Below are 12,774 nucleotides of genomic sequence, written 5' to 3'. Positions count from 1 at the left end.
TGTCAATGACACGAGCTACTTTCGCTAGCTACAAACAAAAGTTGCTGGCCAAAGTGAAATAGTCGGCCCCGTCTAGTCAGCGAGTCGCTCGTGCGGTGGAGAAGTGCCCGTCCCGGCGAGGAGCGGAGCCAGTGAGCCGCGCGGACGGCAGGGACGTCCCGTTTGAGCACAGCCGTGAGGGTATGGCGGGCTTGTGGCGCGCCGCCCACCGGGGAACCGGGGGCAGCGCCGCGACGACGAGGCCCGCGGCGCACGTCCTCGACCCGCGGGCCCGAACCGAGGCGCGGGAGGGGTGGCGATGACCGACGACACCATCACGGGAAAGCCGCAGCGCTACGCGTTCGACTTCGATCCCCGATTCGCCCCGCTGCTGTCGGTCCTGGGCATCCGGCCGGACACCGCCGGTGTGCTGGTCGGCCCCGGCACCCTGCGGGTCCGGTTCGGGCCATGGGTGACGGAGACCCCGCTGGCGAACGTCTCCGGCGTGGAGACGACCGGCCCCTACTCCCCGTGGCGGGCGATCGGGGTCCACGTGTCGCTCGCCGACCGGGGACTGACGTTCGCCACCAACACCCGCAGAGGCCTGTGCGTGCGCTTCCGCGAGCCGATCCGGGGCGGCGAGCCGTTCGGGCTGCTGCGTCACTCCGGGCTGACCGTGACGGTCGCCGACCCCGCGGCGCTCGCCGAGAAGCTCTCCCGGCGTCTGTAGGGAACCTTGTGAAGGGAGAACCTTGATCAGAAAACTCGTACGCGGCGCCGCCGCCGGCGCCCTGTCCACCGTCGCGATGAGCGCGGTGATGCTCGCCGGGCAGAAGACCGGGCTGATGCCGGGCCAGCCTCCCAAGCACATCGTCAGAGCGACCCTGCCGGGCCGCAAGCACCGGCCGAAGCCCGGGGAGAAGGTCCTCGGCGCCGCCGCGCACCTGGGCTTCGGCGCCGCCAGCGGCGCGGCGTTCTCGCTGCTCACCCGCGGGCGCGGAGCCGGCGTCCCCTCCGGCGTCGGCTACGCCCTGCTGATCTGGCTCGGCTCCTACCAGGGCTGGGTCCCCGCCCTGAACATCCTGCCGCCCGCCTCGCGTGACCCCGCACGCGGCCGCCCGGTCGTCATGGCCGCGGCGCACGTGGTGTACGGCGCGACGCTGGCGCTCGCGGTCCGCGCCATGCGCGGAAAGCACACACGACACGACGTGAAGGAGAACGGATGACGACGAAGGAACGGCCGCTGGCGCTCGTGACGGGCTGACGAGTTCGTCGTCCTCCGCCGTGACGACCACGTCGAAGCCGTGCTGCGCGAGCTGCCTGGCGAGCTCCTATCCGATGCCGCTCGACGCGTATGGCCGAACCCGGCAAGGCGTCCGGGAAGGACGGGTAGCGGCGTTTCACCTCCTCCCGGTCGGCGGGATCCGCCGCGGCGGAGAACGGCGCGGCGGAGAATTCTTCCGGGGCCGTGTCGATCCGCGGCCCGCTCGTTCGACGTGTGGGTGCGAGGGCCGAGAGGCGGCCCGGCCGGAGGAGAACACGATGCCGAAGTACATGCTGATCATGCGGGGCACCGACGAGTCGAATGCTGCCCTGATGGCCGACATCGACGAGATGATGGCCGCCACCCACCGGTTCATCGAGGAGACGGTCAAGGCCGGCGTCCTCCTCGCGGCGGAGGGTCTGGACCATCCGGACCAGGGCGTCGTGGTGGACTTCAGCGGTGAGGCCCCGGTGGTCACGGACGGTCCGTACGGCGAGACCAGGGAACTGTTCGGGGGCTACTTCCTGCTCGACGTCGCCTCGAAGCAGGAGGCGGTCGAGTGGGCCAGGCGGGTCCCGGCGGCCCCCGGATCCAAGATCGAGGTCCGGCGGGTGGCCGGAGACGACGAGACGCCGCAGGGCGGGACGGAGTCCCTCGATGAGCGGGCCGGGCGCGAGAGCGTCGGCCAGGTCTGATGGGCACGGCCGACGTCGAGGCCGTCTGGCGGATCGAGTCGGCGCGGATCGTCGCCGCGCTGACCCGGTTCACCGGAGACTTCGGGCTGGCCGAGGACGCGGCCCAGGAGGCGGTGGCCGAGGCGCTGGTGTCGTGGCCGCTCGCCCCTCCGGCCAATCCGGCCGGCTGGCTGATGGCCACGGCCCGGCGGCGGGCGATCGACGCGATCCGCCGCCGGGCCGCCCTCCGGGATCGGCACGCCCTGCTGGCCGCCGACCTGGCGACCGACTCGGCGACCGACTCGGCAGAAGTCGATCCCGACAGGATCGATGACGATGTCCTGGCGTTGATGTTCATCAGCTGCCACCCGGTGCTCTCCCCCGAGGCCCGGGTGGCGCTGACCCTGCGCGTGGTCGGCGGCCTGTCCAGCGAGGAGATCGCCCGCGCGTTCCTCATACCCGTGGCGACCGTGCGGGCCCGCATCACCCGGGGCAAGAAGACGATCGCGGCGGCCGGGGTGCCGTTCGAACTCCCTTCGGCCGCCGAGCGCCGGGAGCGGCTGGGCGGCGTGCTCAGCGTCATCTACGTGATCTTCACCGAGGGGTCTACGGCCACGTCGGGCGACCGGCTGCTGCGCCCCGAGGTCGCGTACGAGGCGATCCGGCTGGCCCGCACGCTGGCCGCGCTGCAGCCGGACGAGCCGGAGGCGCACGGCCTGCTGGCGTTGTGCGAGCTGACCGCCGCGCGTTTCCCCGCGAGGACCGGCCCGGACGGTTCGCCGATCCTGCTGGAGGACCAGGACCGGCGGCGGTGGGACTTCTCGGCGATCCGCCGCGGGCTGGCCGCGCTGACCAGGGCATCGGCTCACGGCCTCGGCCCCTACGGCCTGCAGGCCGCGATCGCCGCCACCCACGCCTGCGCGCCCTCGGTCGAGGAGACCGACTGGGACCGGATCGTGGTGCTCTACGAGGCGCTCGGCCGGATCGCGCCCTCGCCGGTGGTCGAGCTCAACCGGGCCGTCGCCGTCGCCATGGCCTCGGGCCCTGCGCAGGCCCTGGCCATCGTGGACGAGCTGATCGCCACGGACCGGCTCCCCGGTTCGCACCTGGTTCCGGCCGTACGCGGTGAGCTGCTGGCCCGGCTCGGACGACGGCCTGAGGCGCGCGCCGAGCTTGAGCTGGCGGCCCGGCTGTGCGCAAACCAGCGGGAACGCTCTGTGCTGCTGCGCAAGGCGGCCGCGCTGTGCTGACCTGCGCGGCCGCGCTGTGCTGACCTGCGCGCCCGCGCTGTGCTGACCTCCGCTAGTGCTCTGGCCGGCCTGCGCGCCGACCTGCGCGGCGGCGATTTCCGGCATCCTCAGCCTGCGACGTCCTTGAAGGCGACGACCCTGCCGACGCGCAGCCGCACAAGGAGCTCTCCCGGGACGCCGTTGCGCCTGCCGTACTCCTCGGCCCTGTGCTCCCCCATGTAGCGGCCACCGAGCACCGTCGCCCAGCGGCGCAGCTCCGCCGGGTCGTCCGACAGGGCCGCCTCCCCCTCGACCATCACGTACGAGTACGGCGGCCGCTGGTCGTCGACGCACAGGGTCGCGCGCGGGTCACGCCGCAGTTCGCGGCCCTTCACACTGTTCTCGTCCGTGGTGAAGACCACGTCGTCCCCGTCCACGGTGAACCAGATCGGGGTCACGTGCGGCCGTCCGTCCGCCCTGGTTATGGCGAGTTTGCCGGTCTTGGTGCCGCTCGTCGCGAACTCCCGCCACTCCGCCTCGGTCATCCTCTCCATGCACTCGAACCTAGCCGCCCCTCCCCCAAGGGACGGCCGTCTTACGCCCTACGCATCCCGGCAGTCGCTTTTCCGTAGATGTACGGATACCGCTACGGATGTTCGCGTCCTGATCGTGGTTCTAACGTCGCCCACGGGCCGGTTTCCCCCCGGCCGGACCGGCGAAGCGAGGAACCCGTGACGTAGAACTGTCCTCTTTCCCCCAGCCGTCCTCCGCCATGGGAGAGACGCGTCCGCTCGTGCCCGCCACAGCGGAAAGCACCTCCATTTCTCTCATCACCCCCCAACTCCCACCGTGTCCGCCGCCCGGGGTCCCAGGCTCCGGTGGCCGGCCGCCGCGCCCGCCCACAAGGCGGGACGCCCCGTGGGAGGCAGAGAAAGGAAGACGCCCATGAGGCGCACAGCACTGCTCGCGGCGTCCGCCGCGCTGGCCGTGACCGGCGTGGTGGTCTCCCCCACCGCCGCCGCGGCGAAACCCCCGCCGGGCAGCGAGGCCGCGGTGAGGTCCCTCGCCGACGACCCGGCGCAGCGGGCGGCGGCCTCCGCCGACCAGGCCGTCGCGAGCGGCCTGGACGACCTGCGCGTGTCCCCCAACGAGAGCTACCGGCGCACCGGCGTGACGGGCACCGGCGGCATGTACTACGTCACCTACGAGCGGGCGTACAAGGGTCTGCCCATGATGGGCGGCGACGCGGTCGTGGTCACCGACACGAACGGGCGCGTGCGCGACACCGAGGCCGCGTCGGGCGCGCTCCCCCTGGGCCTGCCGACCTCGCCGACGGTCACCGCCGAGGCCGCCACCGCGACGGCGTCGACCGTGCTGTCCCGGGTCGACGAGACCGCGGCCCCCCGCCTGGTCATCCTGGCCTGGGGGCAGAAGCCGCGCCTGACGTGGGAGGCCGTCGTCTCCGGCATCGCCGGCGGCAAGCCCAGCATCCAGCACGTGTTCGTCGACGCGACGACCGGTGAGATAGCCGACTCCTACGACCAGGTGAAGGCCGGCACCGGCAACGGCTACTACTACGGCACGGTCACCATCAACACGAGCGGCTCCGGCACCTCCTACTCGATGACCGACTCCACCCGCAGCGGCATCAGGTGCGGCGGGCAGAACGGCTCGGCCTACACCGGCACCGACGACTCGTGGGGCAACGGCGGCGGCACCAACCTGGAGACCGCCTGCGTCGACGCCCTGTACGGCGTGCAGCGCGAGTGGGACATGCTGCGCGACTGGCTCGGCCGCAACGGCATCAACGGCAGCGGCGGCGGCTTCCCCACCCGGGTGGGCCTCAACGACGTCAACGCGTACTGGAACGGCAGCTACACCAACTTCGGCCACTCGCAGGACAACGCCCGCCAGGCCACGCCGATGGACGTGGTGGCGCACGAGTTCGGCCACGCCATCTTCCAGACCACTCCGGGCGGCGCCGGCTCGGGCAACGAGAACGGCGGCATCAACGAGGCCACGGGCGACATCTTCGGCGCGCTCACCGAGGCGTACGCCAACAACCCCAACGACCCGCCGGACTACCAGGTGGGCGAGGAGGTCAACCTGGTCGGCGGCGGGCCCATCCGCTACATGTACAACCCGTCCCTGGCCGGGGACCCCAATTGCTACTCCAGCTCGATCCCGAGCACCGAGGTGCACGCCGCGGCCGGCCCGCTGAACCACTGGTTCTACCTGCTCGCCGAGGGCTCGGCGCCGGGCGGCGGCAAGCCGAGCAGCCCGATCTGCTCGGGTGGTCCCTCCTCCGTGAGCGGCATCGGCATCCAGAAGGCCGGCAAGATCTACATGGGCGCGCTGATGCGCAAGACCTCGTCGTGGAAGTACGTCAACATCAGGACCGCGTCGCTGGCGGCGGCCGTCGAGCTGTACGGCGCGAGCAGCGCCGAGTGCGCGGCCACCAAGGCGGCGTGGAACGGGGTCGGCGTGCCCGCGCAGTCGGGCGAGGCGAGCTGCGGCTCCTCGAGCAGCGACTTCTCGCTGTCGCTCAGCCCCACCTCGGGCACGGTGACACCGGGCGGTTCGGCCACCACCACCGTCGCGACGGCCACGACCTCGGGTAGCGCGCAGACGGTGAGCCTCAGCGCCTCCGGGCTTCCCTCCGGCGCCACCGCGAGCTTCAGCCCGTCGTCGGTGACCTCGGGCGGCTCCTCCACCCTGACCATCTCCACCAGCGGGTCGACACCCGCGGGCACCTACACCGTCACCGTCACCGGCAGCGGATCGTCGGGCGGCCACACCGCGGCGTACACGCTGACCGTGTCGGGCACCTCGGGCACGCGCACGTTCACCAACGGCACCGACTACACGATCAACGACCTGAGCACGATCAACAGCCCGATCACCTCGACCGCCACGGGCACCGCGGTCTCCCCTGTGCAGCTGAGCATCACGATCTCGCACACCTGCGCCGGTGACCTGCGGATCAGGCTCAGGGGCCCGAACGGCACCTACTACACGGTCAAGTCCGCCGGCGGAAGCTGCGGCGCCTTCGGCACCAGGACCTACTCCGTCCCCGTCACCCAGACGGCGGCGGGCACCTGGACCCTGGAGGTCCGTGACCAGTACACCCTCGACACCGGCTACCTCGACTCGTGGACCATCACGGTCTGAGCGACGGCGGCGCTGATCCCCGGGGCCACGCGGTCCCGGGGATCTCCCGTGCCCGGAGCCGGTCAGGAGGGCGGCGCGATCTGCGTCCGCGACCGCACGCCGAGCTTGCGCAGCACGGTGGCGACATGGGTCTCGACGGTGCGCGTGGAAAGGAAGAGCACTGCGGCGATCTCCCGGTTGGTCCGGCCGAGCGCCACGAGCCTGGCCACCTCCCGCTCCCGCTGCGACAGCGCGCCGGCGCCCCGCCGCCCGCCGTGCGTCAGCGGGACGTCCACCCCGATGTCGCGCAGCGCCCGCCGGCACCGGGCGGCGTCATGGGTGGCGCCGAGCCTGCCGTACCACTGGGCGGCCTCCCGCAGGCCCGCCGCCGCGGCCGCGTCCCCGAGCGCGAGCCCGGCCCGCGCCTCACCCTCGGCCGCCCGCGCCGCCGCGTACGGCTGGGGCAGCGCGGCGTACGCCTCGCGGGCCCGGGCGAAGCAGGCGACGGCGTCGGCGTGCCGCAGGTCGGCGGTGGCGAGCACGCCCCGGGCCGCGTCGAGCGCGGCGTGCGCCGCCGGGGCCACCCGGCCCTCGATCCCCGCGGCGTACTCGTCCGCGAGCTCGGCCGCCGCGGCGCCGCGGCCGGCCCGGGTGAACGCGGCGACGGCGGACGGGACCAGGCTCGCCCCCCACACCCACACCCCCTTGCGGCGCAGCCGGGCGACCGCCCGCGCGGCCTCCGCCGCCGCCTCGTCCACGGCGCCGCGGGCCAGGTGCAGGTCGACGAGCCCTCCGGCGGCGGCCGTCACGACCGGGACGTTGCGGGCGTCCGGGGCGTCCAGCCCCGCGCGGTTGAGCTGCCTCACCGCCTCCTCCCACTCGCCCCTCGCCAGGGCGAGCGATCCGAGCACCAGCCAGAGGTCCACCGCGATCAGCGGCGTCTCCGTGGCGGACTCCCCCAGGAACGCCGCCCGGTCGCGGAGCCCGTCCCAGCGTCCCGTCAGCCACTCCCTGCGGATCACGGAGGCGTCGAGGAGGAAGGCGGGATACTGCGCGCCGGTCTCCAGGGCGAGCCGCCGGCCCTCCCTGGCGAACCGCTCGGCCTCCGCGTAGAGCCCCACGGTGGTCGCCGAGTCATGCAGGTTGCAGTACGCCCTGGCGACCTCACGCCGCACCCCCGGACGCGGGTCGGCGACCGGAAGCCGGGCGGCGACCTCGAACGCGCCGGGAGAACCCGTCGTCATCTCGAAGGAGGCCCGGTTGGCCAGGACGGCGGCCGACAGCTCCGGGTTGTCCGCGGTGGCGACGAGCGCCTCGGCGCGGGCCATCCACTCCGCGTGCTCGGCCAGCGGCTCCGTGCCCCATTCGGGCATCGCCATGCTGGCCCAGCCCCGGGCGGCCAGCGTCGGCCGGTCGCTCAGCTCGGCCAGGGCGGCCAGGATCTCCGGACGGCCCGCGGCGGCGTCGCCCGCCTGGTTGGACAGCACGACGCCCAGGTTGAGCCGCACCTCGCCGCGCACGTCCCTGGACAGGAAGTCGCCCCGCAGCACCTGGCGCAGCAGCCGCACCACCCGCTGGTGCGACAGGCCCGTCGCCGCGAGGCGGCTCAGCATCAGCACGAGCGGGCCGCGGCCGGCCGCGGGGAGATCGGGATCGTCGAGCATGCCCTCGATCACCTCGACGGCCAGGGCGGTGTCGCCGAGCGCGACGGCCTGCCGGGCGGCGGCGGTCCCGTGGCGCACCCAGGCGCCGATGTCGCCCGCGCGCCGGGCGTGGAAGGCCAGCTGCACCAGCGGCGGCGCGTCCGTCTCCGCGAGCGCGGCCATCGCCCTGACGTGCGCCGACCGGCGTTCCGGGCCGGGGACCGCGTCGTAGACGGCCTGCTGGGCCAGTGCGTGGCGGAAGCCGTACCTTCCTCCTGGATGCTCGTGCAGGACCCCGGCGCGCAGCGCCTCGGCCAGCCCTGCGGAGCTCCCGGCGACCGCGGTGATCGTCTGCTCGCCCGCGGGGAGCCGCAGCACCGCCGCGGCCCGGACCGCGCCCGCCGCCTCCTGGGACAGCCCCGCCATCCGCTCGGCCGTGGCCTCACGCAGCAGCAGCGGGACGCCGGCGCGGTCGACGGCACGGTCGAGCGAGTCCGGGTCGTCGGTGCCCGGCAGGCCGGGGGGCAGCGACCGTACCAGCTCCTCCACGACGAAGGGGATGCCCGCCGTGCGCTCGTGCAGCCGCGTGACGAACCCGGGAGCGAGGTCGGCCCGCTCAAGCAGCGCCCCGGCGAGGCTGGCCACGTCCGGCACGTCCAGCGGCGCGAGCCGCACCAGCACGTTGGCCGTGTCCGGCTGGTGCCGGTAGGCCCGGCCGAGCGGCGGAGCCGCCGTGCCGTCCCGCCGGCAGGTCGCGACCACCGCCAGCCCCTGGGGCGGCTGACCGGCGAGGAAACGCAGCAGGTCGAGCGTGCCGTCGTCGGCCCAGTGCAGGTCCTCCACGACCAGCACGGCCGGTCCCACGGCGGCCAGCAGCGCGCGTATGGCGCGGAACTCCCGGTGGCGCTCGGCCCGGGGATCGTCCAGCGGCGGGGGCGACGGCGGCAGCGCGTCGGCGAGTTCGGGCAGGTGGCCGCGCAACGCACCGGTGACCGGGTTGAGCCGGTGCACCGCGGGGAGCCGTCCCCTGATGTCCCGCAGCGCCTCGATGACCGGCCCGTACGGGAACGGCTCGCGGATCTGGTGGCAGTAGCCGAGCAGGACGGCCCGGTGGCCGGACGGCAGCCGGTCGAGCGCGGCACGGACGAGCCGGGTCTTGCCGATGCCCGCCTCGCCTTCCACCAGCACGACCGCGGGCGGCCGGGTCACCGCGTCGATGAGGGTCCGCAGCTCGGTGACGCGGCCGACCAGCGGGGGCGAGGGCACGATGCTCATCCACGGCTCCAACCTGAGGAATTGCTGGGCCCCCGGGTCAGTTATCCCCGCCCCCTGACCCGCGGTCAACCCTCCGGCGTAACGGCCGTGTTGCGGAAGCGGACAGACGTCACGGGCGCCGCTCGCGGCGGCAGCACAGCGGGTCTCGCGGCGGGTCTCGCGGTGGTCTCGTGCGCACCCGGACGGTCAGCGGGCCGGCCGCTCCTCCGCGCGGCGGGACCGGTCGGCGGCGTCGAGGGCGGCGGCCTCCTCAGGAGTGGGCGCCGTGCCGCCGAGGTGGCGGGGCTGCCACCACACGCCCCGCGGCTGGTCGGGATAGGTCCGCTGGGCCTCGTCGAGCAGGTCCGTCATCCGCCGCCGCAGGTCGTCGGTGACCGCGGCGATGTCGTCGCCCGGCGTCGGCCGCATGGGCTCGCCGACCAGGATCGTGATCGGGACGTGCCGCTGGAGCAGCCTGCGCGGACGGCCCTTGGTCCACAGCCGCTGGCCGCCCCACAGGGCGACCGGGATCACGGGCACCCCCGCCTCGACCGCCATCCGGATCGGGCCGTTCTTGATCTCCTTGATCGTGAACGACCTGCTGATCGTCGCCTCGGCGAAGTTGCCGACGATCTCGCCGTCCTTGAGTGCGCGTACGGCGGCGTCGTAGGCCCCCGCGCCCGCCGACCGGTCCACCGGGATGTGGTGCATGCCGCGCATCAGCGGGCCCGACACCGGGTGGTCGAAGACCTCTTTCTTCGCCATGAATCGGACCAGACGCCCGGCGGGGTGGGCGGCGAAGCCGGCGAAGATGAAGTCGAGGTAGCTGACGTGGTTGCTCACCAACACCGCGCCGCCCTCGCGGGGGATCCGCTCCGTGCCCTCCAGGTGGAACCGCAGGTCGAGCAGTTTGAAGGCGGTCAGCGCGGTCCTCAGGACCGGCGGATACACGATCTCAGCCATGCTGAAAACCGTAACCTACTCATCCGTAACATACAGGGGCCGAAGGTCCTCTTCCCTCCCCGCGCCGAGACGTCAGTGGCCGCGGAAAGCCTCCTCGAGCCACCACGACGGGCGGTCGGCGGTGACCTTCGCGTGGACGAGCAGCGGCCTGTCGCGCGGCCCCTTCAGCCACGCGGCGACCCCGGACAGGTCCTCCTCCCCCTGCACGGTCACCGCCTCGAAGCCGAAGCCACGGGCGATCGCCGCGATGTCGGCGGGCGGGAAGGTGACCGTGCCGAGCGGGAACCCGCCGGGGCCGAAATGGTGGACCTCCGCGCCGTACCCGTCGTCGTCGTAGACCACGACCACCATCGGCAGGCCGAGCCGCACGACCGTCTCCAGTTCGGCGGCGCCCATCAGGGCCCCGCCGTCGCCGAGCGCGGCGACCGTCAGCCGGTCGGGCCGGGCGACGGCCGCGCCGATCGCGGTGGCCAGGCCGAGCCCGATCGACTGGAACGCCTGGGTGAAGCAGAACGCGCCGCCGTCGGGGACCGTGAGGAACATCGACGGATATCCCATGAAGTTCCCCGAGTCCACGGCCACCTGCCGCTCCCGCGGCAGCAGGTCGTCGAGCCCGATGGTCAGCGTGCGGGGGTCGATGCGGCCACCGCCGCTCAGGTCCTCGTACGGCACGTCGCGCCAGCGCCCCTCGCGGGCGATGCGCCCGGCGATCCGCGGGGTGCGGTACCCGCGCGGGCCCGCCTCGCCGCCGCCCGCCGGCTCCCCTATCAGGGCGGCGACCGCCCGCGCGGTCTCGCGTACGTCGCCGACCACGCCGAGGTCGATCTCGCGGTGCACACCGAGCGCGTCGGAGTCGAGGTCCACCTGGACCACCTTGGTCTCCGGCCCGATCAGCGCGCCGTGCCGGGTGGTCCACATCGTGAACGAGCAGCCCCAGCCGACGACGAGGTCGGCGCCGCGGATCAGCTCGGCGGCGAGCGGGGTGGCGAACCCGCCGCTTATGTCGAGGTCCCATGGGCTGCCGTGGAAGTGGCCCTTCGCCACGGCCGAGGTGGCGAACAACGCCCCCGCCCGCTCGCCGAGCGCCTCCAGCTCCCGCCGCGCGCCCCTGGCTCCCCTGCCCGCCACGAAGACCGGGCGCTCCGCCTCCGCCAGCATCCGCGCGAACCGCGTCAGCGCGTCGGACGGCTCCGCCGGGAGCCCCTCCTCCTCCTCGCCGCGATCGGCGGGGAACGTCAGCCCCCACGCGGGCGGCACGCGGCTCGCGACGTCACGGTGCCCGCGTCCGGCCAGCAGTTCGCGCACGGCCTCGGCGGCCTCCTCGGGCAGCGTCTCCGCCTGCACGTCCAGGGGCAGGTTGAGCACCACGGTCCGGCGTCCGAGCAGCGCGGCGAGGAAGGCCATCACCGTGTCGTCCACGGCCGTCTCCGCCGACCCGACCCTGGCGCAGTGCGCGCCCACGGCCTCGGCGAGCGCGGCCTGGTCGACCCGGAAGTTGGAGGTGGGCGAGGTCACCTCCGGCGCGAGCACGAGCAGCGGGGTGCGGCTCTTGGCCGCCTCGGTCACCCCGGTCAGCGCGTTGGTGAGGCCGGGCCCCTGGTGGACGGTGAGCACGGCGACCGTGCCGCTCATCCGGGCGTAGGCGTCCGCCATCGTCGCGGCCCCGCCCTCGTGCCGCGCCGCGACGTACCGCACGCCGTGCTCGGCGAGCGCGTTGGTCACGTGGAAGTTGCCGCTGCCGACGACGCCGAAGGCCGCCCGCACGCCGAGGGCGGCGAGGGCCGCGCCCACGGCCTCGGCGACGTTCACCGCTCCACCAGCGCCAGCACGCGGACCGGGCTGCCCGAGCCGCCGACGATCGGCAGCGGCCCCGCGACGACCACGGCTCCCGTCACCGGCAGCCGGTCGAGGTTGCGCAACTGGGTCAGGCCGTACTTTCCCGCGCCGAGCAGGTACGAGTGGCACGGGAACGCGGGGTCGAAGGAGTGGGCGGCACCCGCGTCGGTGCCCACGGTCTCCACGCCGATGCCCGCGATCGGCGTCTCCTCGGCCAGGTAGCGGGCGCAGGCGGGCGACATGCCGGGCGTGTGCGGACCGGTCTCGTCGGCGTTGAGGAACTCCGCCTGGTCGTGGGCGCGCGCGTCCCAGCCGGTGCGGTAGAGCAGCCAGCCTCCGTCGGGCAGCGGCCCGTGCTCGGCCTCCCACGCCTTCACGTGGTCGATCTCCAGCAGGAAGTCGGGGTTCTCGGCCGACTGCGCGCTGAAGTCGAGCACCACGGCGGGGGCGATGAGCTTGGCGGGGGGCACCTGCGACACGTCCTCGCCGTCGCGCCCGGTCACCCAGTGGTTGGGGGCGTCGAAGTGCGTGCCGGTGTGCTCGCCCGTGGTGAAGTTGTTCCAGTACCAGCCCGGGCCCCGGTCGTCGTACCGGCTGATCTCCTGCAGCGAGAACGGCACCGTCTGCCCGAACTGCTCCGGCAGCGACAGGATCGGCGTCTTGTCGCTCAGCGGCGCGGTGAGGTCCAGCACCTCGATCCCCCCGCTCCGGATGCCGTCCACCAAATCCCGCAACACCGACACAGCGCCTCCAACAGTCAGGACATCCCTGCGATACTCCTA

10 protein-coding genes are annotated in these 12,774 nt (G+C 73.7%); 5 read left to right on the top strand and 5 right to left on the bottom strand.

Annotation, left to right across the window (positions count from 1 at the left end):
• Positions 1 to 298: 298 nt before the first annotated feature.
• From HHX31_RS04100 to HHX31_RS04085, 4 genes are all read left to right on the top strand, one after another.
• Positions 299 to 709 (top strand): hypothetical protein, encoded by a 411-nt coding sequence (locus HHX31_RS04100; protein WP_169945093.1) that lies wholly within the window; start codon positions 299 to 301, stop codon positions 707 to 709.
• Positions 710 to 731: 22 nt separating this feature from the next.
• Entirely contained in the window at positions 732 to 1,205 is a 474-nt protein-coding gene (locus HHX31_RS04095) for a DUF6789 family protein (RefSeq protein WP_169945091.1), read from the top strand.
• Between the two features lie 316 nt (positions 1,206 to 1,521).
• Positions 1,522 to 1,938, top strand: coding sequence for a YciI family protein (locus tag HHX31_RS04090; protein ID WP_169945089.1), 417 nt, complete (start codon positions 1,522 to 1,524; stop codon positions 1,936 to 1,938).
• A complete protein-coding gene (locus HHX31_RS04085) occupies positions 1,938 to 3,167 on the top strand; it encodes an RNA polymerase sigma factor (protein WP_169945087.1) in 1,230 nt (409 codons plus the stop codon). Before HHX31_RS04090 ends, HHX31_RS04085 begins: the two co-directional genes overlap by 1 nt.
• Positions 3,168 to 3,274: 107 nt before the next feature.
• On the opposite strand, the gene HHX31_RS04080 is transcribed toward HHX31_RS04085, so the two are convergent.
• Entirely contained in the window at positions 3,275 to 3,700 is a 426-nt protein-coding gene (locus tag HHX31_RS04080; protein WP_169945085.1) for a PPOX class F420-dependent oxidoreductase, read from the bottom strand.
• 391 nt (positions 3,701 to 4,091) lie between these two features.
• Here HHX31_RS04080 and HHX31_RS04075 point away from each other — a divergent pair, with 391 nt between their 5' ends.
• Complete coding sequence (locus HHX31_RS04075) at positions 4,092 to 6,317, top strand: M4 family metallopeptidase (RefSeq protein ID WP_169945083.1); 2,226 nt, start codon at positions 4,092 to 4,094, stop codon at positions 6,315 to 6,317.
• A gap of 62 nt (positions 6,318 to 6,379) precedes the next feature.
• Here the strand turns inward: HHX31_RS04075 and HHX31_RS04070 are convergent, their stop codons facing one another.
• The 4 genes from HHX31_RS04070 to HHX31_RS04055 form a co-directional block, all read right to left on the bottom strand.
• Positions 6,380 to 9,214: an AAA family ATPase gene (locus HHX31_RS04070; RefSeq protein WP_169945081.1), complete on the bottom strand. Its 2,835-nt coding sequence runs from the start codon at positions 9,212 to 9,214 to the stop codon at positions 6,380 to 6,382.
• Between the two features lie 186 nt (positions 9,215 to 9,400).
• Positions 9,401 to 10,156, bottom strand: coding sequence for a 1-acyl-sn-glycerol-3-phosphate acyltransferase (locus HHX31_RS04065; RefSeq protein ID WP_169945079.1), 756 nt, complete (start codon positions 10,154 to 10,156; stop codon positions 9,401 to 9,403).
• Between the two features lie 72 nt (positions 10,157 to 10,228).
• Positions 10,229 to 11,965 carry a thiamine pyrophosphate-binding protein gene (locus HHX31_RS35510; RefSeq protein ID WP_169945077.1) on the bottom strand — a complete coding sequence of 579 codons (1,737 nt, stop codon included), beginning with the start codon at positions 11,963 to 11,965 and terminating at the stop codon, positions 10,229 to 10,231.
• Positions 11,962 to 12,735 (bottom strand): cyclase family protein, encoded by a 774-nt coding sequence (locus HHX31_RS04055; RefSeq protein ID WP_169945075.1) that lies wholly within the window; start codon positions 12,733 to 12,735, stop codon positions 11,962 to 11,964. Before HHX31_RS04055 ends, HHX31_RS35510 begins: the two co-directional genes overlap by 4 nt.
• Between the last annotated feature and the right edge of the window lie 39 nt (positions 12,736 to 12,774).

Origin of the sequence: Microbispora sp. H11081, from assembly GCF_012999535.1 — a bacterium.
Taxonomy (GTDB): Bacteria; Actinomycetota; Actinomycetes; order Streptosporangiales; family Streptosporangiaceae; genus Microbispora.
The sequence above is the reverse complement of the archived record's forward strand: the minus strand, read 5'-3'. Positions and strand labels throughout refer to the sequence as shown.